Here is a 22,735-nt window from a genome sequence, read left to right as displayed (position 1 = left end):
GTTATTTCTAAAAATTATCATTTAGTAGATGAGATTAAGAAAATTTTTCCATTCGCCGGGACAGAGGAATAAGGAGCGTTCAACTATTGAAGGCACAAGGGTATAACATCAGATGGGCGGGCATGATGAGCGTGCTCTTCCTTGCTGTGCATCTAACGGCTTGCGGTATCACGACCAACTGGACAAAGCTGGACACAGCAACGGAATCGCCTGCCGCTGAGACGGCAACGCCGGCTCCCTCCGAGGTCCCGCAGGAAAGAACGTTAACCGATGGCATGGGACATGAAGTAACGATTCCAGCAGAGCCGAAGCGTATCATCGCATCCTATCTTGAAGACTATCTCTCTGCGCTTGACGTTACACCGGTTGCTCAGTGGTCCGTACCGAATGGGATGCAGTATTATTTGGAAAAAAAGCTGGGAGGCATTCCCCCTATTGCTTACGATCTGCCCTACGAGGCGGTGCTGGGATTTAAGCCGGACTTGCTTATTATTGGCGATGAAAAAGAGGTTGAAGGCGATAAATATAAGCTATTCTCGCAGGTGGCTCCGACCTTCGTCCTTGGAGCCCAGATTAACGCCGACTGGCGCCTGGCGCTTCTGAAGGTAGGTGAGGTCGTGGGCAAGACGGAGCTGGCGGAGCAGGTGCTGGATGATTATGAGACGAAGGCCGCCGTAGCCAAATCGACGCTGCATGAGAAGCTGCCTGGGCAGTCTGCTGCCGCAATCTGGCTGATGGACGGCAAGTTCTACATCGTCAGCGACAAGGTGTCGGCCGGCGCGGTTTTGTACAAGGATCTAAGTCTCTCCATCCCAAGCCTGGTCCAACAAATAGCGGCAGTCTCTACTGTAAATTGGAATGTCGTATCGCTGGAGAAGCTGGCTCAGCTGGACGCTGATCATATCTTTCTAATCAACAGCGATTCAGGCTCCGGCTCGGAAGCGCTCAGGGATCCTTTGTGGAGAAGTATACCTGCTGTCAAGAACGGCCGGCTATACGTGTTTGGTCCTGAGACGAGCTGGCTCTACACCGGTCCAATCGCGAATTCGCAAATGATCGACGATGTGATGGCCAGCTTGGTTGAATAACTCAGGTCATTGACTAATAATAGTAGAAGGACAAGATGCTAGATGCGAGAGGAGAAGAGGACGAAGATGACGCTAAAGACAATCAAATGGGGCATTATGGGCTGCGGGGGCATCTCGGGGAAGTTCGCCAAGGATTTGAAGCTGGCGGAAGGCGCAGAGCTGACAGCGGTTGCGGCTAGATCGCAGGAGAAAGCGGACAAGTTTGCCGAGCAGTACGGCTTTGCCCGCGCTTATGGCAGCTATGAGGCGTTCCTGCAGGATTCCGATGTTCAAATCATATATGTGGGAACCATTCATCCCAAACACAAGGAGCAGGTTTTGGCCTGCTTGAACGCAGGAAATGCGGTCATCTGCGAGAAGCCTTTTACGATTAACGCAGCGGAAGCCGAGGAGATCGTTCGGGTCGCCGGGGAGAAGAAGCTGTTTGTTATGGAAGCCATGTGGAGCCGGTTTCTTCCGCCCCTCGTTCAGACGCGCGAATGGCTGAAGCAAGGACTCATCGGAGACGTGCAGCTGGTCAAAGCAGACTTCGGCTTCGATGCCGGCTGGAATCCTGAGGGACGTCTACTGAATAAGGAGCAGGGCGGCGGCGCTTTGCTGGATGCAGGGATCTATCCCGTATCCTTCGCATCCATGATCTATGGAGAGCAGCCGAGGTCTATCATGAGCAGCGCGCATATCGGGGAGACGGGGGTCGACGAGCGATTCTCGTTACTGTTCGAATATGAGGGAGGCCGAACGGCCGCGCTGAATGGAGCGGTCAGGCTTAGCCTGAGGAATGACGCTTATGTATATGGGACGAAGGGATATATTCATATCCCGAACTTCCTGTTCGCGAAGGAAGCAAGCTTGCAGGTATACGGCGAGGAGCCCGTTCACGTCCAGGATGATCGCCAGTTCGCCGGCTACAAATACGAAGCCGAAGCCGCGATGGCATGTCTCCGTGCGGGGGCACTGGAGAACGACGTGATTTCACTGAGTGAGACAGTCAGCATTATGGAGACGATGGACCGGATTCGCCATCAGTGGGGACTAAGCTATCCGACGGAATAATGGGGGCGGCTCGTCAGCTCTATTGCATCCTGCATAGGTTTAAAACCGGCGGCAAAGCGGGTAAGTAGTTCTATCATAGAACTGCGAGGTGATAGAGATGAACGAATTCGAGCGAAGCGCCGACCGAAAGCCCGATCAGCAAGGCAAACGCGATAATCCGGAGGGTATCCCGACGGAGAAGGAGAGTCTGTTCGATAAGTTTCTCAGCCAGCGAACGGTCGACCCAATCCCTGTTGAGGATCAAACGATTGAGCAGCAGGACGAGAAGGACAAGAAGGATACGAAACGGGATTCAGCCAGCGAAAGAAAGTATCGCACGGGGATGTGACCGGGGTTGAAGGCCTGACCAGCAACAGAACGAATAAGTAGTGGTAAGAAGCCTTTCTGGCAGCAGGGAGGCTCTTTGGTCTGCTCATATGATTCTTCTAGTACTATCTACGAATTTCAACGGAATTTGTATGAATATGAACGACAAATGAACTGCCGGCAATAAACCGTTGAATGCCTGACAAGGCGATGCTACTATGAAAAAAAAAGCCGCGCTTAACCGGAAACGGTACCGGCTAGGAGAAGGATGTGCCGCATGCGTACAGGCGGAAACAGCTTTTCGAAGAGAATCATGCTCCATATGTCGTTGATTATCATGTTGACGTTTATTGTAGCAGGTTACTTATCGTACCGAATCAATGTGAATCTGTTTACAGAAGAAATAAGCAGGCAATTCGGCAAAGCGAATGAACAGGCCGCGGCGAGAATTGATTTGCAGCTGCGGGATATCTACAGGATATCGAACTTTATCGTGTTTCATCCTTATATCGAACAGGTTTTAAGACGATCGGCTGAGAATGACACGCGCGAGAAGCATACCCAAATTACCGATCAGGACGAGCTGAACAATCTTCTATTTCAGGTCAAAAACGACGAGAACAAGCTGTATTCGATGTATTTGTACGATATGCAGGATAACAGCTTTTTTTTTCACGTGTCGTCAACCGCGCGAAGTAAATTGGATCCGTTAATATACGAGGAAATTAAAGAGCGTTTGGCAGAGGCCTCAGGTCATATGATATGGTTTCCAGTTAAGCTTCCCAGCCCTGTTGAGGCATCCGGCTACAGGGACTTTTTCGCCGTGGCCCGTTCCATGAAAAACATCGATCTTCAGCTATACGGCACGATGGTCATGCTCTTCGACGAATCGTTGTTCTCAGAGGACTTGGACGAGCTGGTTGGGGACGAAAAAGCGAATGTGTATCTCTTCGATCGGCAGGATCGACTCGTTTTTACGGATAAGGCAGAGGACGGAATATTGCCGGATCCCTCTCTTATGTTAAGCCAGCAGATTGTCATGGAGGATGGAAGCTCCTTCTTGTACGTGAAAAGTCGGTCTAAAACGATGGATTTTTCGCTAATCAGCAAAGTGTCATTGGAGTCTCTTCATCAAAAAAGCTCTGTTATCTTACAAATATCCGTGCTTGTGGGCATGGTTGGCGTTCTGCTTGCGGTTATTCTCTTATCTTGGAGCGGCAGAAGACTGTTCAAGCCTCTTCAGCAACTCGTTCGGGGAATGCGTAAGATCGACGAAGGAAACCTGCAGGCGAGGATTAAGGTCGATACTTCGGATGAGCTTGCCTATATGGGCCAAAGCTTTAACTCCATGGCTGATAATCTCGAGCAGTTGATCCGTGAGGTGTATGAACGTCAGTTGAGCCAGAGGGAAGCGGAGCTGACTGCATTGCAAGCACAATTGAATCCTCATTTTCTACAAAATACGCTCGATACGATCTATTGGAAGCTGTACCTGCAGGACGACCGGGAAACGGCGGAACTTGTCATCTCGTTGTCTGGCATGCTTCGTTACGCTCTGGAGCCCGCTGATACGGAGACGACGCTTGCAGAGGAGCTCGCTCAGATACGCAACTACTTGAAAATTCAAAGAGCCAGACACGGAGATGAGCTTGATACGGTCATCCAGATGGAAGCGGGGAGCGAGCATGCCGAGGTACCGAGACTCATTATCCAGCCTCTTGTCGAAAACGTGTTCGTCCACGCGTTTGCTAATCAATTGACAGATCGCGTCCTCATTATTCAAACGTTTGTGGTTCCCGTTACTAGTGCCAAGCAAGAAGGAAGACAAGCGGCGCTTAGAATCGAGATTATTGATAATGGAGCGGGAATGAAAGAAGAAGAGATCAGAGGTGTCATATCAGACGCCCTTGCGCCACGGAGCGCACAGAAGCCGGAAGGGCCGATCTTTGGCAGAAGAAGAGGTCACATCGGCATACGCAGCGTGGTTCGCCGGCTGAATCTTCTTTACGGGGAGCCCTACGGTTTGACAATTGAATCAAAGGAGGGAGCGGGGACGACGGTTCGACTGCTGCTCCCCTTCTCGAGAAAGGATGTGAGTCGATGAAAGGGAAAATGTTCATTGTTGATGACGAACCGGTCATTCGCAAAGGGCTGGCTAAGATGATCGACAACAATCCTCTGGGCTGGCTGGTCGCTGGAGAAGCAGCGAACGGAATCGAGGCGTTGGAGAAGATTCGCGAGGTCAGACCGGATCTCGTCATGACCGATATCCGCATGCCGATGATGGACGGTATCGAGCTTGCAAGACTAATCTTCGAGACCATGCCGGAGATTGACGTGATTATCCTGACAGGCTACCGGGATTTCGAATACGCGCAGGCCGCCATCAAGTACGGCGTCAAGCAATTTCTGCTCAAGCCTTGTCCGGAAGAGGAATTTTGCCGCGTGTTGCAGCAGAGCTACGAGCATTGCAGGGAGAAGGTGGAGATCAAGGAGAGAGAAATGGCGGCTCGTATCGAACGTGAAGATCAACTGCTGAGATCGATGTGGAGGAACTTGCCTTACGACACCGAATCGGCTGGGCAATTGGAGCGAGTGTTGTCAGGCAAGGTAGTGTGGCTGCTGCAGGTGGAGTCGTATTTCCCCAACAATAAAAGCTATGAAAGCGGAGATCTGAAGCTGCTTCTATTTGCCGTCAGCAATATTCTGCAGGAGCTGATGGCTCTCTCGGGAAGCGGGTATCGTCAAGTCCTGCTGGAGCATGATCTGTTTGTTGTATGCCTCGATGCGGAATGCGAGGCCGAAGCTTTATTGACAACGGCCGTGAATATGGTCAAACAACTATTGGGTATTTCGATTAGCATGCGGGAGTTTGGTCTATTCCAGCGGTTTAAGGATATGGAGATTTGGTTGGAAGGAATGTTCCAAGATCGTTCCGTCGACAGACCTCCAAGTGGTGATGCCTGGGACGAGCAAGCGAGCAGGAGCTCAAAGGTGCAGCTTATCCGGACCGAAATGACGGAGCTGCTGCTGCTCGGCAGACCAGCCGAGCTTGAGTCGTATATGCGCCGTTTGCTGGACTCTGCCCTGCTCTCCATCGTGAATTTGGAGGCATTGAAGCTTGAAGTGTACTGCGCGGCCCTGGCCATGGATGACGTCATGCGCAAGGAGTTGGAGGTAAGGCCACAAGCGATCGGTGATATCGGCAAACGGGTGGCGGAGTTACATCTAGCTCATAAACGGGAAGAGGTGAAGACGTGGTTCGATGTTCAAATCCGGACTTTCGAGCAGACGCTTCATGCCTGGCAAATGGAGCATAGCGGCGGTATTATCCAACGAGCGATTCGCTATATCGAAGAGCATTATGCGGAGGAATGTGCGATGCCGACCGTTGCCTCGTATACACATCTAAGTCCAAATTATTTTGGTTCATTATTTAAGAAGGAGACGGGAGAGAGCTTCAGCGCTTACGTGACCCGCTTCAGAATGGAGAAGGCAAAGCTATTGCTTAAAAATACGGACAAGAAAGTATCCACGATCGGGCAGTCCGTTGGTTTCCCGGGCTCGAACTACTTCGCTACAGCCTTCAAGCAGATGACAGGGCTCTCGCCCAGCGAATATCGAAAGCAAGCATCGGAAGCCTCATTCCATCCCTAATTCGAACCTGCAAGACCCGGCTTATAGGCCGGGTCTTTTCAATTGCTTTTTTATCTCTCGAATGCATTCATTTCGTAGTTTCTTCTGTTCAAATCGAAGGTTTCGGGAGGAGGAACGTTCTATAATAAACGCATGGGATAGAACAAGTGGATGGAGAGGAGTGCCTGGGATGAAAACCGCAACCGACATGTTCCCGGGAGGAGGAGGAACAAACATCACGAAGGAGGATGAGCGAGAAACGCAGAGGAGGACCAGGCGGTTGGCAAGAAAGACGAAGTGGAAGGCGAACATTCCCTTGCTGCTATTGTTCCTGCCTGGAGCGTTATACTACATCATGTTTAAGTACCTCCCGATGGGAGGATTGATCCTCGCTTTCAAGGATTACAATTTCGCGGATGGTGTTTTCAGAAGCCCGTGGGTCGGCTTCGATAATTTCGAAACGATTTTCCGGCAGCCGCAAACGCTGAACGTTATTCGAAACACGTTCATATTATCTGTACTCAATGTGTTTGTGGGCTTTCCGTTTCCGATCATACTTGCGATTATGTTAAATGAAGTGCGCAGAAGCTGGTATAGACGTACCATTCAGACGATTGTTTATTTGCCTCATTTTTTCTCATGGGTAATTATCGGGGGCTTCGTCGTTACGTTATTCTCGATTGAATCCGGTACGATTAACCGTTGGATTGAATCATGGACCGGGGAGCCATTTCCGTTTTTGTTCAACCCAGGTTCATGGATTACTATCTATGTTGGCTCAGGAATTTGGAAGGAAGTGGGATTTGGTGCTATCATTTATTTGGCAGCGCTTACAGCTATTAATCCCAGCTTATATGAATCGGCAAGTTTAGACGGGGCGGGCAAGCTGAGGCAAATCTGGCACATTACGCTGCCGGGCATCAGCTCGACAATCGTCATCATGTTTATTCTATCCATGGGCAAGCTGATGGAGGTCGGCTTCGATCACGTCTATGTGCTTCAGAACGATATCGTGTCCGGCGTGGCGGACGTCGTCAGCACCTTTATGTACCGAGTGGGGCTTCAAGGTGCACAATTCAGTCTGACGTCGGCCATGGGAATGTTCGAATCGCTCATCGGTTTGCTGCTTGTGCTCGCGGCCAATTCGGTGGCGCGTAGATTCGGCAAAGGACTATGGTAGAGGAGGAGCGCACATGAAACCAACTGCTGGAGAAAAAACATTTTACGCTATTAATTCTTTTATATTGCTCCTGCTCGGGGTGACTTGCCTGTTCCCCCTTGTAAACACAATCGCGTTGTCACTCAGCGACCTGCAGGCTATTGCTTCAGGCAAGGTGACCATCTACCCTGTAGGGTGGAACACGGATGCATTCGCTTCGCTGTTCCGGGGGACGAGAATCGTTCCTGCTTTCTGGAATAGCTTAACGATTACGATAGTTGGCGTTATTATTTCCATGGTGGCGACAACGATGACCGCATACCCGCTTTCCAGGCGAATATTTTTTGGGCGTCGCTTTTTTACACTTGCGATGGTGTTCACGATGTTGTTCAGCGGAGGGATGATCCCGACCTATCTGGTGGTGAAATTTTATGGTATCTTGGATTCTTATTGGGCATTGTGGCTTCCGGCGATGATCAGCACTTACAATCTGCTAGTCATGCGCACGTTTTTCGAGAACATTCCGGAAGAGGTGGACGATGCCGCTCGAATTGACGGCTGCACAGACCTGTCCTACCTGCTTCGAATCGTCCTGCCGTTGTCCATGCCAGTCATCGCGACGCTCACTTTGTTCTACGGTGTGGGCTACTGGAATTCGTTTATGAGTGTGCTCATTTATATTAACGAAACAAGCAAATACAATCTTACCGTGTTGGTGCAAAACATGATCCAGAGCCAAAGCCTGCTTCAGGAAATTGTATTGCAATCCGGACAAGTCGAAGAACAGGTCGAAGTCGTGCCGGAATCGCTGAAGGCGGCAGGCGTTCTGGTGATGGTGATTCCTATGCTAGTCGTCTATCCGTTCTTGCAGAAGCATTTCGTCAAAGGCGTGATGCTTGGTTCCGTTAAGGGCTGAGCTTATGCATAGTATGACTGCCTTACCTATGGGGTGGCCCAAATTGAACAAAGGGGAGTTAGGGAATGGACAAAAGGAAATGGATTATGGTACCGATGAGCTTTACTCTTGCGGGAGCAATGTTGCTGGCGGGCTGCAGCGGAGGCAACAACAACGAAGCTGCGGGACAGTCTACGCCGGGAGCGTCCCAGCAAGCTGAAGAAACGGTGAAGCCGGAGGTGAAAAAGAATATTTCCGTTTCGGTCTATGACCGTGGCAGCGTCGCTCAAGATGAAGGTACGATCGAAAACAACCGCTGGACGAAGTGGATTAACGAAAATGGTCCGGCGAACGTCAAATTCGTCGCTATCCCGAGAAGCAATCCCCAAGAGAAAATCAACGTGCTGTACGCATCCGGCAACGGGCCAGACTTGTTGTTCGAGTATGCTCCGAACCACAGGAACTTGCTTTATGACCAAAAGCAGCTGATGCCGATCGATGATCTGATTGAGCAGCACAGCGTAAATTACAAAAAGCTGTTGGAAGAAAATCCGCTGCTCAGGAAGCTTGGTACTAAACCCGACGGCAAGCTGTACGAATTTGGCCGCATTAACTGGGTATCGCCGCAGCGAGGACTCCTAATTCGGACAGATTGGCTGGAACAGCTCGGGCTCTCCATTCCGGAGACAACCGAAGAGTTGTACGAAACGGCGAAAGCATTCACGGATCAAGATCCAGACAGGAACGGGCAGAACGATACGTACGGTCTTGCGCTCAGTGGAAATTCTGAATTGACTATGAAGCAATTGTTCGGAACGAGCAATAAGCTGGCCGTGCATGACGGCCAACTGATTGTTGACTGGGAGCGTAGGACCGATTATGTCGAATATGCCAAGCGCTTGTACGACGAAGGCATAATCGACCGAGACTTCGCTTCTGACAAAAACGGGGCCAAGGCGCAGCAAGATTTTATTAACGGCAAAATCGGCATTTATCCATTTATGGACAGCAATACTATGAATATTCTTCAGAATCTGATTGATCCTCTGAAGGCGAACGTAGCGACTGCTGACGTCACATTTATCCCTTACCCGGAAAGCAAGCACGGAGCGTTTTTGCCTACGCTGGGGAACCCCGTCCAAATGACAGCTGTTATTAGCGCCACTGCCAAAAATCCGGATGCCGTCATAAAATACGTGGATTTCATGATTCAAGAGAGCACGAGCTTGACATTGACGAATGGCATTGAGGGAACGCATTACAAGATGACTGACGGCAACGTGGAAATTCTAGACACCGCCAAGCACAAGAAGGAAGTAGCCGACATCACGAGGGATATGCGCATGTTACACAATGGAGGGCTGTCATTCGACAAGGCGGGCCTTCCGCTCAATTTATACAAAAGTGATCCACGGAGGGAGGAATACCAAATGTTATACGATTTGTACCGCGACACTTATCTGACTCTAGAGAGGCCTTATCCTGAGCTGACGATGTCGGAGCATATGCCTTCTCTGCCCAAAGACCTGTTGACGACGAATACCAATGCCGACGAAGCGATTGACGCGTTATGGCTGAAGGCGATTGTCAGCGGAGGTGGCTACACGGTGCAGCAGGCGCTTCAAGATGCGCAGAGCCTCTGGCAGAAGAGCAACGGGCAACAGATCGAGGACTGGTATAAGCAATGGTATGCCGAGAATAAAGACAATGCGATGCTTGAGGACGACATCAAGCAAATTGTCAAAGAGCAGATGGATAAATATGCAACATTCAAGCAGTAGTCGCAAATGAAGGAAGGAGGGGAATGGGACTATACCCCTCCTCTTTTTTTTCCAAGCCAAAAAAAGCTACGGAGCAGGAGGATATTGAGAGATGCAAACCTTGCGATCGGAGTCGTTGGGAGGTACAGCGATTAGGAAGTGGCTGTACGCTGGACCTTTCGAACAGAATGTCTCGTCGTTGTACTACGATAACTATAAAGTTCCGGTGGAGCCTTATCTGAACCTGATCGAGGAAGCGACGGCTATCGCGCCAAAGCTGTTTCCGCGAGAAGGCGATGAAATGACGCTGTTCGGTCAAATGAATCGTTGGTCGTTGTTGAGGACGACCGATTCCGAGCATAAAATGACTTGGGCTCGCTTTGGCGTTCATGCCAGGCTGCTGACGACATTCGCCTACACCCGGTTAAAGGTGCCTGCGGCGGGCTCATACCGGTTCCGCTTCGGGCTGGATGGAGCTGCGCGTATCTTCGTTAACGGCAAGGAAACGTTCGCGCACCTAAAAGTCGGGCGCGTAGAAAGCGAGTTCGAGCTACAGCTTACGCTTGCGGGTGGGAGCAACGATATTCTGATTATGCTGGTAAACGTGCATCTGCATTGCATCAATTCCTTCTGGCTATCGGCAGTGGACGGAATACTGTCCGCTGAGCCGCCGCTTCTGCTGGAGAGCGAAGAGAGGAAGGCGCTTGAGAGGGATTTCGCTAGATTTTACTTGAAGGAGCATGTCGTCTCCGGACGGGAGATGTTGACGCTGCATTGGGACGGACCACTTGAATGCGAGGGCTTGTTTGTCATAGAAATTTGCCAGGGTGTTCGCGGTGTCCGTGGTCAAAGCATCGTTGTGGACCAGTATAGACTATCTCCCGAGGAGAGGGCTCTCCCACTGATCTCGGCGGATAAGCTGCCGGAAATGGAGGAGTTTCTGATAGCCATCGATTACGTATCGGAGGCCGGGGAGCGAATCGGCGGCGTAGAGCTCCGGTTTAAGCGGATCGACTGGTTCTCTGGGCTGCCTCAAGGAGCGGATTTCGGCTGCCGCAAGAAGTATATACTGGAGCGAATCTCACAAGAGAAGGGCAACCCGCGAACCGCTTTGTTCGTGGAGCTTGCCAAGATGGAGCTAGGCGACTGGCAAGCGGTTAATGTAGACATTATCGGCGAGACGCTCGACTATATTGATGCCCGCTACGATTGCGCCGACTTTGCCATGCATGGGTTGCTGCGCATATACGCCAAGTTCGCGGACGGTGGCCGCATCGACGAGAAGCTTCTTGGACGCATGAAGGCTGTGATACTGGGTTTTAAATACGCGACGGACGAACCCGGCCGTTCCATGATGTTCACTCGATCAGAGAATCACGAAATTCTGTTTTACAGCGCCGAATATCTGGCTGGTCTGCTATTTCCGGGAGAATTTTTCCCGAACAGCGGTCAGAATGGGATATTTCATGCCCTTAAGGGACGCATGATGTCCGAGAGGTGGATCAAGGAGAAGGGCACATACGGCTTTATGGAATGGCATTCCAATACCTATTACGAAGAAGACATACTGGCGCTGCTGAGCATTGTCGACTTTGGCGAGGAGAGCGGTTATACCCGAATTCTGGCGCGGCAGCTCCTGGATTTAATCTGCGTGATCCTGGCTTCCCATTCTAGCGCGGGCGTAATGGGAACTACGCATGGTCGCAGCTACGAGGAGACCATCCTCCATCCGGAACTAGAGGCGATGGGGCCAATGAACTGGTTATTGTTTGGAAAGCAGAAGCAGCTTGTCCGCAGATTGTCCATCGGCTGCGTGGCCTTGGCCGGGAGCTCCTACATTCCTGATCGCGAATGGGAGGAGCTTGCTGGCAATGGCACCCCCTTATTTACTCGTACGCGAATGGGTTTGTTTCCGCGAAGTGAAATGGACGGCGTCAACTGCGCCACCTATAGGACTCGCGACTATATGGTGTCCGGCATGGTGGAATCCAAGAAAGGCGAGAGGGGCGACCAGGTGCATGCCGGCCAAGTGCTGCTGAACGGCGAGGTTCCCGTATTTGTCACTTGCTTCGACAATAAGTCGGAGATGACCCGTCCGTCCTATTGGGGGGGACAATACCGCAACCCCAATACGTTCGCGCATCGGAGCGTGTTGGCTTACATGTACAAGCTGGAAGATGGCCCAGGCTACACACATGCTTATTTTCCATTTCGGCAATTCGATGAGGTTTGCAAGGAAGGAGATTGGCTGTTTGGCCGCAAGCGTGATGCATACGTGGCGCTTTATTCGCAGAAACCCTATACGGTAACCACCTCTGGGACCTATAAGGAACGCGAATTATTATGTCTGGAAAAATCAAACATATGGCTGCTCGAAGCAGGCAGCAAGGAGCAGTGGGTAAGCTTCGAACGATTTGTAAAAGTCATCCACTCGGCTGTGCTGATAAATGGGGCGGATGGAAGCCTTTTATTCCAATCTCCATCCATCGGTTGCATGGAGATTGGTTACGACCAGCCCTGCCGTTTAGGCGGGCAAGAGCTAATCGGCTTAGATGGTTATCCGCTTATCTGCAACGATTATGCTTATGGAGAATATGGGTCCGGCGTGATCCGTTTAGCTTTCCCGAAACGGACAAAGCTGCTTAATTTCCGAATGTAATCTCACATCCTTGTCATTCGCAACAGTAGAAGGAGGTGGCGATATGCCCCATTATTTTGATTCCGAGCAAAGCATAGCAAGTAGGAGAGGAATGGAGCCGGAGCAAGTGCTTGAGACGATCGCGTCGCGATATATCGGCAGCCATCCGTCGACTCCTTTTACCTTCAGATCTTTTAGCCGTGATGGCTTCCGGCAGCTCGACGACGGAAGATTCGATATAAACCTGGAGCACAAGCTTCCCAATGCTACGTGCGGTCAATGGGCGTTCGCTTTCGGTAAAGTATGGAGTAATTCTGAGAGCAGCTGGGAGACGGCCGTCAGCTGCTATGGCCCCCTTCGTATTCATGTGAACGGGAATCGAATCTATCGCTCGGAAATTATAGAAGAGGTCAATCCGCAAATGAGAGTGCCAGTACGCATACCGCTTCAACCCGGTTGGAACGGCATTCTGTTATCCTTCCGCAAGACGCCTTCCGGCTTCGGAGGTATCATCGGCACGGTGCGCAGCAAGTGGGGAACGCCTACGATACAAGCTCCGTTCTCTGAACGTTCCGGTCAAGCGGGATGGATATATTCTTCACCTACTGATTCCGAGCTTTGTACCGGATTGGAACTGCCACGGCACGATGACTTGGAGCAGGATTGTCCGTACGATTGGCATCCTAAGCCGCAATGGAGCGAAGCAGAGCTGCGCCTCGGCATGGGAAGCAGGATGTTTGGCATGGGAGAAGGTCGACGTTACGCTTACGGCTGGAGCAGAATGCGCTGCAAGGCCAAAGGTGTTGTTCGGTATGTCCTTCGTCTGTCCGCGCTGGGCCCGTCGACCGTATGGTTGGACGGTAAGGAGGTCTTGTCCGTCAGCGAGGCTGGATCAACGGAACGAGAGATCGAGATGGCGTTTGGTGTTCGAGACGTGTTGGTCCGATTTGTCGCCGGCGAATCGGATTGGGGATATATGCTCGAAGCGACATACAACGGAGAGAGGTGTGAATTCGAGCAGCCGTATGCGGTTCGGGGCACCGAGGAAAGCTGGTTCTATCTGGGCCCGTTCGAATCAGGGCGATCCTACAGTCCACACGAGATTCAGACCTTGCAAGGAGTGTGGGAGGAGGAAAACGGCGGAATCTACTGGCGTTTAGACAAGCCTGACACTTGGATCAGACCTTATCTGGAGAATGAGAACTTTGCCCGTTGGAGCTATCCCATCGGAGTCACTTTGTACGGATTGCTGCAAACAGCGCGCATGCTAAATCGTCCGGATATCGGTCGTTACGTGTTTGACCATATCGGGACGTGCACCCGCATGTATGCCTATTCTTTATGGGAAAAATTACAGTACGGCTATCCCGCGATTAACAATCAGCTGGCTGAGCTGGATATGCTGGACGATTGCGGATCCTTGGCATCGACGATGCTAGAGGCCTATGAGGATTGCTCCGAGCCTTCGTTCCTCTGGGTTGCCGAGCGTGTCGCCGACTTTATGATGTCGGAGCACGAGCGGAAGGAAGATGGTGTCTTCTATCGATCCAGCCCCGGCTACTTTATGGAGAATACGTTATGGGGGGACGACCTGTACATGAGTGTTCCGTTCCTGATTCGGTATGCCCGGCTTAGCGATTGCTCCGAGTATTTGAATGAGGCGGCAAAGCAGATGATGCTGTTCCGGAAGTATTTGTATATGTCCGACCAACGGATGTTGTCCCATGTGTACGATTTCAAGCACGAAACGGCAACGGGAGTAGCTTGGGGAAGGGGGAACGGGTGGCCGCTTTTCTCCCTGTCGGAGCTTCTGGAAGTGTTGCCACCCGATCATGTGTACAGAGCGGAGCTTGAGGCGTTTTTTCGGGAGCTATGCAGCGGCTTGCTCGAACGTCAAGGGATCAATGGCTTATGGCATCAAGTATTGACCGATCCGGAGTCGTACGAGGAAACCTCCTGTACCGCCATGTTCATTTACGCTTTTTGCCGCGGGCTGCGGTTCGCTTGGCTTCATGAAGACGAAGCATATGCACTGGCGGTTCGTAAAGGCTGGGAAAGCTTGACCCGCCATGCTATAGATCAATGGGGCAATGTGCATGGCGTATGCAGAGGCTCACGTTACTCATTCAGCCCGTCGTATTACAAGGAAGACTTGCTATGGACGACCAACGACACGCATGGCATCGGCATCGTCATGTTGGCCGGTATTGAGGTTGCCAAATTGCTGAGCGAATGGGAGCAGTAGGTGGCGCATAACAAGCAGGCGGCGCACCTATGGACTGGAAAGGGGGGAGGCCAGCGTTCGGATAGGCTTAGCGGTTGGAGCTGGCGTGAAGCCAGTTCCTTCGCACACGAATCGTAAACGTATTCGGGAGGGATCACACAATGGGATCAGGTCAATATCAAGGTCAAATTCAAAGGAATAACAAATTAATTAAGCTACTGGTGACTGTGAGTATGTTCACAAGTTTGCTATGGATCGGATCGCCGGCTGCGCTGGCGTCGACGGAAATCGACGGTGCTTTCATAGAATCAGGGGGTGCGGTTAGTATCGAAGCGGAGAGCGCGCTGGAGAATTCTGAATACGCTTACAGCAATGCGAGAGGGGGTGCCGAATGGACGCAGTCCGCCGGACTTTCCGGCAGCTCTATGTTAGTAGGTCCCGACGTCGGCAGCTTCTTCGCCGCGCCGCAGAATGAGAACGCTCCCCAGCTTACGTATAAAGTCAACTTCTCCACAGCCGGGAGCTACAGCCTATGGTTGTTGTACAAAGCACCGAATACTGGCTCCGATTCCGTCTATGCGGGATACGGCGATATCGTTCGCTTGACCCATGCGGAGCTCGCTACGGGTAGTTCGTTTCTTTGGAAGAAGGTTGGCACGTTCAGCGGAATCGGGGTCGGATACGTCGATATCCAGATTTGGGCGCGAGAAGACGGCTTAATGCTCGATAAGCTGTATTTGACTACGGGCAGTGAAATGCCTTCGGGTATGGGACCATCGGAATCTGATCGAGAGACCTTAACGCCAGACGCAAGCGGAGCTTGGATGGAGAGTGGCGGTCAAGTCGGCATGGAAGCCGAGGCTGCGGCCGAGAATTCGGCTTTTGCGTTTGCCGATGCCAGGGGAGGCGCTGAATGGACACTGACGGGCGGCAGCTCCGGCGATGCCATGAGGGCATGGCCGGATACCGGTGCTTTTTTTAACGCGCCGCAGAATGAGAACGCTCCCGAGCTGACCTATCAAGTGAAATTCGAAACACCAGGTAACTATAAGGTGTGGCTCTTATATCGAGCTCCGAATACCGGCGCCGATTCGGTTTATGTGGGATATAATGATGAGTTCGCCTTTGCTAATACAAGCTTGTCGACCGGCAGCACGTTTAGATGGCAAAACGTCGGTACGTTAACTGACGTTCAACCCGGATATCGAAGTATTCATTTCTGGGCCCGAGAAGACGGTTTATCTATTGATAAAATATACCTTACGACAGGTACGGACGTCCTGACCGGCACGGGGCCTCCGGAGAGCGATCGCGAGAATGGAGGTCCGATACCGACCTCGACAGTTGCGCCTAGTCCAACGCCAACGGTTACGCCTACCGCTTCGCCGACGCCTAGTCCGACGTCAACGCCTAGCCCCACTCCGACGCCTAGTCCGACGTCAACGCCTAGCCCCACTCCGACGCCTAGTCCGACGTCAACGCCTAGCCCCGCACCGACGCCAACGGCGACCGTCATTCCAGGAACGGTGGTCGTCGATACAACGGATCCGAATATCGTGTATCGAGGTGCATGGTCATATTCGGGCTCCGCGCTGAACAATTACGGCAATGATCAGTATGCAAGCAACGCAACCAACAATTATGCCGAATTGAATTTTACGGGAATCAGTGTTTATTGGATAACTTCGCTTGCGAGCAACAGAGGAATGGCCGACATCTACATCGACGGAAATTGGGTCCAGCAGGTAGATCTGTATTCGCCGAGTGAGCAATTCAGGCAAATTGTGTTCTTCCGCGAGGATCTCGGCAGTGGACCACATACCATTCGGGTTCAGATTAGCGCGAACAAAAACAGCTCCTCCTCCGACCACTACGTAACGATGGACGTCTTCGCTGTGCCCGGGACGCTCCCTCCGGCACCTGCCCCCTCCCCCGGAAGCGGCGACCGATACGTAACGCCGGAGGGCTCGGGAACGATGGATGGCAGCAGTTGGGCGAACGCGATGAACGGTAATTGGGTCGATGGATTGCAGAAGGCGTGGGACTCCGCCGGGGCAACGGGCACGGTGTTTGTCGGAAGCGGCGACTACGATGTTCCCCAGATTCTCGAGATGACTTCTGGAGGCTTGAGCGTAGTCGAGCCGAAGAAGCTTCAAGGTGTGGACCGCGGATCGGGACTTCCCGTATTCCACGGCGACTTCTCCCATACGATGCAGAGAAGAGGAACGCTGATCGAAGTCGCATCGGAAGTCAGCTATTGGTTGCTTGAGGATATCGAAATCAATCGTTATTATTACGGCGTCGAGACGAAGGGGCGAAATGTCGGATATCGAATTCTTAATGTCGACGTTTCTTTCATGAGTGACGGCTTGTACTTACGAGGCGGGGCAACGGCTCAGGATGCAAGCATAGGATCCAACGACATCCTCATTGAGGACTCCGATTTCAAGTATTATACGAAACGCGGCATCCGTTTCAGAGACGGAAATTATAACGCGACGGTCAACCGATGCACGGCGGATGCAGGCGGGGAGGCGTATTGGGTAACGGGCAATTTCCCGTTCAGCTTCCAGGTGGCCGATGCCGATCAGGCTGCCGGCGTCATTGATCGCGACATTACGTTCAACGACTGTGAAGGACGCAACAACTATCATAACGGAGGCACCGGCTATTGGAACGGGGATTCCTTTGTATCCGAATGGAACGCGGACAATATTACGTATAATCGCTGCAAAGCCTTTGACAATACGGATGGTGGTTGGGACGTTAAGGCTACAAATACGTATCTGAACGATTGCGTTGCCTTGGGTAACAAGAGAGGGTTCAGGTTCTGGTCGACTGGCGAAGCGGTGATGAATAATTGCATTGCTGCCTATTCCGACAGCTTCGGCGCATGGATTGGAGCAACGAGCAACTTTTCCAAACGGGCTAACGTGATCATGTACGACTGCACCTTCTTCAACAACGGTGGGAACGAGTTGCGCATTGAAGGTGGATTTGTTACCGCCTACAATTCTATCTTCGCGGATACAGAAAGTACAAGCAACTTGTACAGCAAGATCGACGGAGGCGATTATACGTTAGTCGACTCCGTTGGCTACGGCTACGTCAACGGGATTTTCCAAGGGACAGATCCAGAGATCTTGAATCCAACTAATGAATTTTGGACAGGGGTAGGCGCTGATTTCAACAACGGCTTATATGGTTCTTCCAAAGGCTACTACCAGCCAAATCTGAGTAATATGCTGCCTTCGTCGCCAAGGACACAACCCGTATTGACGCCGGACCGTTACGTAACACCAACGGGCTCAGGGTCTATGGACGGCAGCAGTTGGTCAAACGCGCTATCCGCTGAAGCCCCTAACGCCCTTCAATCGGCGTGGAATCATACCGCTGCGACAGGCACGCTGTATATCGGAAGCGGCAACTATGTGGGCAGAAAACTAGTGATCGCAGCCGGCGGTACGGATGCCTCTTCGCCAAAGCGATTGGTAGGCGTGGATACCGGCGGCGGTCTGCCGGTGTTCTCCGGCAGCTTTACCCGATTCAACCAAGTATCCGGCAATTTTATCGATGTATCCGCGGGCGCTAGTTATTGGGAAGTGAAGGATATACAAATTCGAAATTATGCCGTTGGTATTTATACGAAAGGCAGAAACGTAGGATTTCGTATATCCAATGTGGATGTGACGGAGATGAGCGATGGTTTTTATTTAAACGGAGGGGCAACTGCTCAAGACGCCTCAATTGGCTCCCATGACATTCTGATCGAGGATTGCGATTTCATGTATTACACGAAACGCGGTTTGCGAATTAGGGGGGGACATTACGATGTTGTCGTGAACAATAGCACAGCCGATGCCGGTGGTGAGGCTTACTACGTGCCAGGCAACTTCCCGTTTGGTTTCCAAGTAGCCGATTCCAATCAAGATCCCGCCATTGTAGACCGAAATATTACGTTCAACGACTGCATATCCAGCAACAATTATGAGAATGCGGGGTCGGATGCCTACTGGAACGCGGACGGCTTCGTCGCGGAGAAGGCCTCCGACTATATAACCTTTAACCGAAGCATCGCCTTTGGCAATACGGATGGCGGATGGGACATCAAGTCGGATCACGCGTATCTCAACGATTGCATCTCGTACGATAATAAGCGGGCCTACCGGTTCTGGTCCAGCGAAGAGGCCGTCATTCGCAACAGCGTAGGTTATGCTTCCGTCGAGTTCGGCGGTATGCCGGCGGCCGCCGGCGTATGGGCGGGGATAACGGGAGGCGAGCCAGCCAACGTATTCATTTACAATAGTGAAATCTACAATAATGCCGGGCCTGAAGTAAGAGCGGAAGGCGGAAATATAACTTTCTACAATAGCATTGTTTCTGAAGGCAGAGCCGTTAGCGAGGCGTTCACGTCGATTGACCCTGTAAAGCTCGGCAGCATTAACTTCGTTGATTCGAAGACATATTATTCAGGTGTGTCGGGCATGAATCCCCAATATGTGCTGAAAAGCCTCGACATTGCCCCCGGCACAATAAGTTTTGACGAGGAGACTTTCAGCTATAGCTTGAATGTGAGCAGCGGAACAACCTCCATCGCTATTACGCCAACTGCCGCTTCTATGGTGTATAAGAGCTTGACGGTGAACGGGAATCCGATCTCATCAGGCTCCGTGATGGATGTTTCGCTGGCCCCCGGCCTGAATGTGATCGTAATTGAACTGACGGCCTACGACGATACACAAGTGAGTTATGTTCTGGAGGTTGATAGGCAATAAAGCGATACTAAAGTTATCGTTTGCCTGCTCACGTAAGAAGTATGGTTTAAGTAACCGCCGACTGTGCACAGTCGGCGGTCATTTTTTTGTAGGTCAGCCCGCTAATCGCCACTATTCTATAAAATGCGTACTCCCATATGAAAATATCGGTGTTTCTTTCGCTAGAATAAGAGACCTACAATAGAGGTGCATCTTATTCCAGCTTTGAGAGGAGCGAATTGATGTGAGAAGAGCAAGGTATCTGATCGGACTGGCTATGGCAGCCGTGCTGCTGGCCATGTCGGTCATGGTCCCGCCGCCGCCGGCCAGCGCGTCGGCAACCGGAATGATCAAGCGGGTGTACACGGACAAGGCGAGGTACGCCCCGGGGAACACCGCCACGATCAAGGTGGAGCTGACCAATGATTCCGGATCCACGTACAACGGCAGTGTAAGCATGACGATTCACCATCTTGAGACGCAAGTCCACTCCACTTCTACTTCCATTAATCTTCCCAACGGTCAATCCACCACGGTCACTTTCACATGGACAACGCCAAGCACCGATTTCAAAGGTTATTTCGTCAAGGTCGCCGCAGGCGCATCTACAGGCGCGACCGCCATCGACGTGTCCAGCGACTGGACAAGGTTCCCCAGGTACGGCTATATAACGGAATATCCATCGGAGTCCTCCTCCGTTACCGACGCCCGGGTGAAGCGGACAGTAGAGGACTATCACACGAACGCCTTCCAGCTCTACGACTGGATGTGGCGCCATGAGAACAACATTAAGCGGACAGGCGGCGTCATTGACAGCTCATGGATGGACTGGAGCGGCAAGCACACCATGTACTGGTCCACCATTCAGAACTTGATCGGCTCCATGCATAATTACAACGCGGCAGCGATGCCGTACACCATGACATACGCCGCGCTGCACAATTACCAGACCATCTCGGGAGTCGATCCGCAGTGGGCGATGTACTCCGATACGGCGCATGCGAGCCAGCTGGGCTTCGACTTCGACGACAACAACCCCGATACGTGGCTGTGGCTGTTCAACCCGGCCAGCGCGGGCTGGCAGAGTTATATTTACGGCCAATATCGGGACATGATCTCCACAGCCGGCTTCGACGGCATCCACCTCGACCAGATGGGCGAGCGGGCCGACCCGTACGATTACAACGGCAACGTCATCGATCTCGACAACAGCTTCTCCGGCTTTATCAACAACCTGCGCGCCAATCTGGACAGCAACGGCATGTCGGACAAGGTGCTGACATTCAACAACGTGGATGGCGCGGAGGATGGCTGGGCATTCGACGACGTCACCAAAAACGCCGAATACGACTTCACCTACACCGAAATTTGGGGGGAGGCGAACGACTACATCGAGCTAAAGGCGCTGATCGACAAGGCCAAGCGCAACAATGGGCAGAAGGCGGTTGTACTGGCGGCTTACATGAACTTCGAGGAGAATACGGGCACGCGCTACGAGGCGGAAGCCGCCACGCTGAACGGCGTGACGACGAATACGAACCATGCAGGCTATACCGGCAGCGGCTTCGTAGACGGCTTCGGCGACAACGGGGATTACGTGCAATTCTCCATTACTGTGCCGGAGGAAGGCTGGTACGGACTTGTATTCCGCTACGGCAACGACACGGGCACCAACAATACGCGCAGCCTGTACGTGGACGGCAGCTTCGTGAAGCAGGTTGGTCCATTCCTCGACCAGAGCAGCTGGGGCACCTGGAAGTTCGACGCCTCCCATACCGTCTGGCTGACGGCAGGCTCGCATACGGTCAAGCTGGCCAAGGAAGCGGGCGACACGGGCTTCATTAATCTGGACAGCATGACGCTGGGCACGTTCGACGAGGCTTCCGTTCGGCTGACAGGCGCTGCAATTGCGGCGGCAGGCGCTACCCGCATCGAGATGGGCGAGGGCGACCAGATGCTGGGACATCCGTACTTCCCGAACCGCGCGAAGCAGATGCGGAACAGCCTCAAGACAGCGACCAAAAATCAGTATAACTTCATAACGGCGTACGAGAATCTGCTGTTCGACAAGGATGTGTTCAACGTGGATTCCGGCAGCCAGTTCGTGGAGATTACAGGACAGCCTGTCGCCGGCAACGGCACTGCGGGCAACATCTGGCATTTCATGAAGCAGAGCGACGATTACAATATCGTGCATCTGCTGAATATGAAGAACAGCACGGACACCGACTGGCGCAATTCCGACAACGCGCCGACAACGCTCACGAACCTGGCGACTAAGGTGTACATCGGCAGTCAGGAATCGGTATCTGGCGTTTACCTGGCTTCTCCCGACATCTCGCTTGGCGCGTCCCAGTCGCTGTCTTACACGACGGGCACGGACAGCAAGGGCAAATACGTCTCCTTCACGGTGCCATCGCTCCAATATTGGGATATGATCTACATGAAGCGGAGCTTCACAACGCCGACGGATGACATCTACCAAGCGGAGAGTGCGGTGAAGGTGAGCGTAGGCGTCAACACGAACCACTCGGGATACACGGGAACAGGCTTCGTGGACAACTTCTCAGACAACGACGGCGTGACGTTTACGGTATCGGCGTCCCAGGACGGCGACCAGGCGCTGCGCTTCCGCTACGCCAACGGCGGCTCGAATGCGACGAGGGATATTTTTGTGGATGGCAACTATGCGGGCACCATCGCCTTCCCTTCGACAGGGAGCTGGAGCGCGTGGGGGATGGCCGAGCTGACAGTCAGCCTTAAGAAGGGTGTTCATACCATTACTATTTGGAAAAATAGTGCCAATACAGGCGCGATTAATCTGGACTACCTCGACCTGGACAAAACGTACATCTGGCAGTTCGACAGGCAAATTACGTCCGTGCCGGCAGGCTACAGAATAACGTTCCGCACCGGCGCCTCGGGCTGGGTGCATCAGGGAACCAACGGCTGGACTGGCGTCATCGACGCCAAGATGAATCCGAACGGCTCGGGCGACCCGCTGCTTGATCACGAGGTGTCCGTCGGTCCATTCTCCTCCAGCACGACTGTGGATTTCACCTTCCTGTGGGATGACAACAATAACGGGGTACTGGAGAGCAGCATCGACCGCTGGGAAGGAACGGATTTCGAGATTACGGTTAACTAGGCAGCAAGTGCTGACCGGAGGGCGCGAGCGGGCGGAACGATGGGGCAAGAGCCGGCATCGCCGCTCCTCCGGCG

The 22,735-nt window shown here is 52.4% G+C and carries 12 protein-coding genes; all 12 read left to right on the top strand.

The genetic code is table 11. The features are described 5' to 3' along the window. The first annotated feature begins 86 nt into the window (after nucleotides 1-86). The 12 genes from AB1S56_RS21330 (at nucleotide 87) to AB1S56_RS21275 (ending at nucleotide 22,661) form a co-directional block, all read left to right on the top strand. Nucleotides 87-1,088 (top strand): ABC transporter substrate-binding protein, encoded by a 1,002-nt coding sequence (locus AB1S56_RS21330; protein WP_340870449.1) that lies wholly within the window; start codon nucleotides 87-89, stop codon nucleotides 1,086-1,088. A gap of 66 nt (nucleotides 1,089-1,154) precedes the next feature. After that, nucleotides 1,155-2,141, top strand: a complete 987-nt coding sequence (locus tag AB1S56_RS21325; protein WP_340870450.1) for a Gfo/Idh/MocA family oxidoreductase — start codon at nucleotides 1,155-1,157, stop codon at nucleotides 2,139-2,141. Between the two features lie 97 nt (nucleotides 2,142-2,238). After that, a complete protein-coding gene (locus tag AB1S56_RS21320; protein WP_340870451.1) occupies nucleotides 2,239-2,469 on the top strand; it encodes a hypothetical protein in 231 nt (76 codons plus the stop codon). Between the two features lie 255 nt (nucleotides 2,470-2,724). Next, on the top strand, nucleotides 2,725-4,551 hold the full coding sequence (locus AB1S56_RS21315) for a sensor histidine kinase (RefSeq protein ID WP_340870452.1): 1,827 nt from the start codon (nucleotides 2,725-2,727) through the stop codon (nucleotides 4,549-4,551). After that, on the top strand, nucleotides 4,548-6,104 hold the full coding sequence (locus AB1S56_RS21310; protein ID WP_340870453.1) for a response regulator: 1,557 nt from the start codon (nucleotides 4,548-4,550) through the stop codon (nucleotides 6,102-6,104). The genes AB1S56_RS21315 and AB1S56_RS21310 overlap by 4 nt, the downstream gene beginning before the upstream one ends. Before the next feature lie 187 nt (nucleotides 6,105-6,291). Continuing rightward, nucleotides 6,292-7,263, top strand: a complete 972-nt coding sequence (locus tag AB1S56_RS21305; RefSeq protein WP_340870515.1) for an ABC transporter permease subunit — start codon at nucleotides 6,292-6,294, stop codon at nucleotides 7,261-7,263. A gap of 13 nt (nucleotides 7,264-7,276) precedes the next feature. Further along, the gene (locus AB1S56_RS21300; RefSeq protein ID WP_340870454.1) at nucleotides 7,277-8,158 is read left to right on the top strand and encodes a carbohydrate ABC transporter permease; all 882 of its coding nucleotides are present in this window, start codon (nucleotides 7,277-7,279) and stop codon (nucleotides 8,156-8,158) included. Nucleotides 8,159-8,223: 65 nt separating this feature from the next. Then, nucleotides 8,224-9,918, top strand: a complete 1,695-nt coding sequence (locus tag AB1S56_RS21295) for an extracellular solute-binding protein (RefSeq protein WP_340870455.1) — start codon at nucleotides 8,224-8,226, stop codon at nucleotides 9,916-9,918. A 91-nt stretch (nucleotides 9,919-10,009) separates the two neighbouring features. Further along, nucleotides 10,010-12,556, top strand: coding sequence for a hypothetical protein (locus tag AB1S56_RS21290; protein WP_340870456.1), 2,547 nt, complete (start codon nucleotides 10,010-10,012; stop codon nucleotides 12,554-12,556). A 43-nt stretch (nucleotides 12,557-12,599) separates the two neighbouring features. Then, on the top strand, nucleotides 12,600-14,780 hold the full coding sequence (locus AB1S56_RS21285) for a glycoside hydrolase family 105 protein (RefSeq protein WP_367903385.1): 2,181 nt from the start codon (nucleotides 12,600-12,602) through the stop codon (nucleotides 14,778-14,780). Between the two features lie 140 nt (nucleotides 14,781-14,920). Next, nucleotides 14,921-19,534: a cadherin-like beta sandwich domain-containing protein gene (locus tag AB1S56_RS21280; protein ID WP_340870458.1), complete on the top strand. Its 4,614-nt coding sequence runs from the start codon at nucleotides 14,921-14,923 to the stop codon at nucleotides 19,532-19,534. A 223-nt stretch (nucleotides 19,535-19,757) separates the two neighbouring features. Then, nucleotides 19,758-22,661, top strand: a complete 2,904-nt coding sequence (locus AB1S56_RS21275) for a glycoside hydrolase family 66 protein (RefSeq protein WP_340870459.1) — start codon at nucleotides 19,758-19,760, stop codon at nucleotides 22,659-22,661. Nucleotides 22,662-22,735 lie beyond the last annotated feature (74 nt).

The sequence above is a fragment of the Paenibacillus sp. PL2-23 genome, from assembly GCF_040834005.1.
Lineage (GTDB): Bacteria > Bacillota > Bacilli > Paenibacillales > Paenibacillaceae > Pristimantibacillus.
This window is presented reverse-complemented; position numbering and strand designations above follow the sequence as displayed.

Bases quoted from the DNA above. Each gene is read 5' to 3' on its own strand.
- AB1S56_RS21285 (WP_367903385.1), top strand. From the start codon at position 12,600: ATGCCCCATTATTTTGATTCCGAGCAAAGCATAGCAAGTAGGAGAGGA.
- AB1S56_RS21310 (WP_340870453.1), top strand. From the start codon at position 4,548: ATGAAAGGGAAAATGTTCATTGTTGATGACGAACCGGTCATTCGCAAA.
- AB1S56_RS21290 (WP_340870456.1), top strand. From the start codon at position 10,010: ATGCAAACCTTGCGATCGGAGTCGTTGGGAGGTACAGCGATTAGGAAG.
- AB1S56_RS21300 (WP_340870454.1), top strand. From the start codon at position 7,277: ATGAAACCAACTGCTGGAGAAAAAACATTTTACGCTATTAATTCTTTT.
- AB1S56_RS21305 (WP_340870515.1), top strand. From the start codon at position 6,292: ATGTTCCCGGGAGGAGGAGGAACAAACATCACGAAGGAGGATGAGCGA.
- AB1S56_RS21325 (WP_340870450.1), top strand. From the start codon at position 1,155: ATGACGCTAAAGACAATCAAATGGGGCATTATGGGCTGCGGGGGCATC.
- AB1S56_RS21315 (WP_340870452.1), top strand. From the start codon at position 2,725: ATGCGTACAGGCGGAAACAGCTTTTCGAAGAGAATCATGCTCCATATG.
- AB1S56_RS21320 (WP_340870451.1), top strand. From the start codon at position 2,239: ATGAACGAATTCGAGCGAAGCGCCGACCGAAAGCCCGATCAGCAAGGC.
- AB1S56_RS21280 (WP_340870458.1), top strand. From the start codon at position 14,921: ATGGGATCAGGTCAATATCAAGGTCAAATTCAAAGGAATAACAAATTA.
- AB1S56_RS21295 (WP_340870455.1), top strand. From the start codon at position 8,224: ATGGACAAAAGGAAATGGATTATGGTACCGATGAGCTTTACTCTTGCG.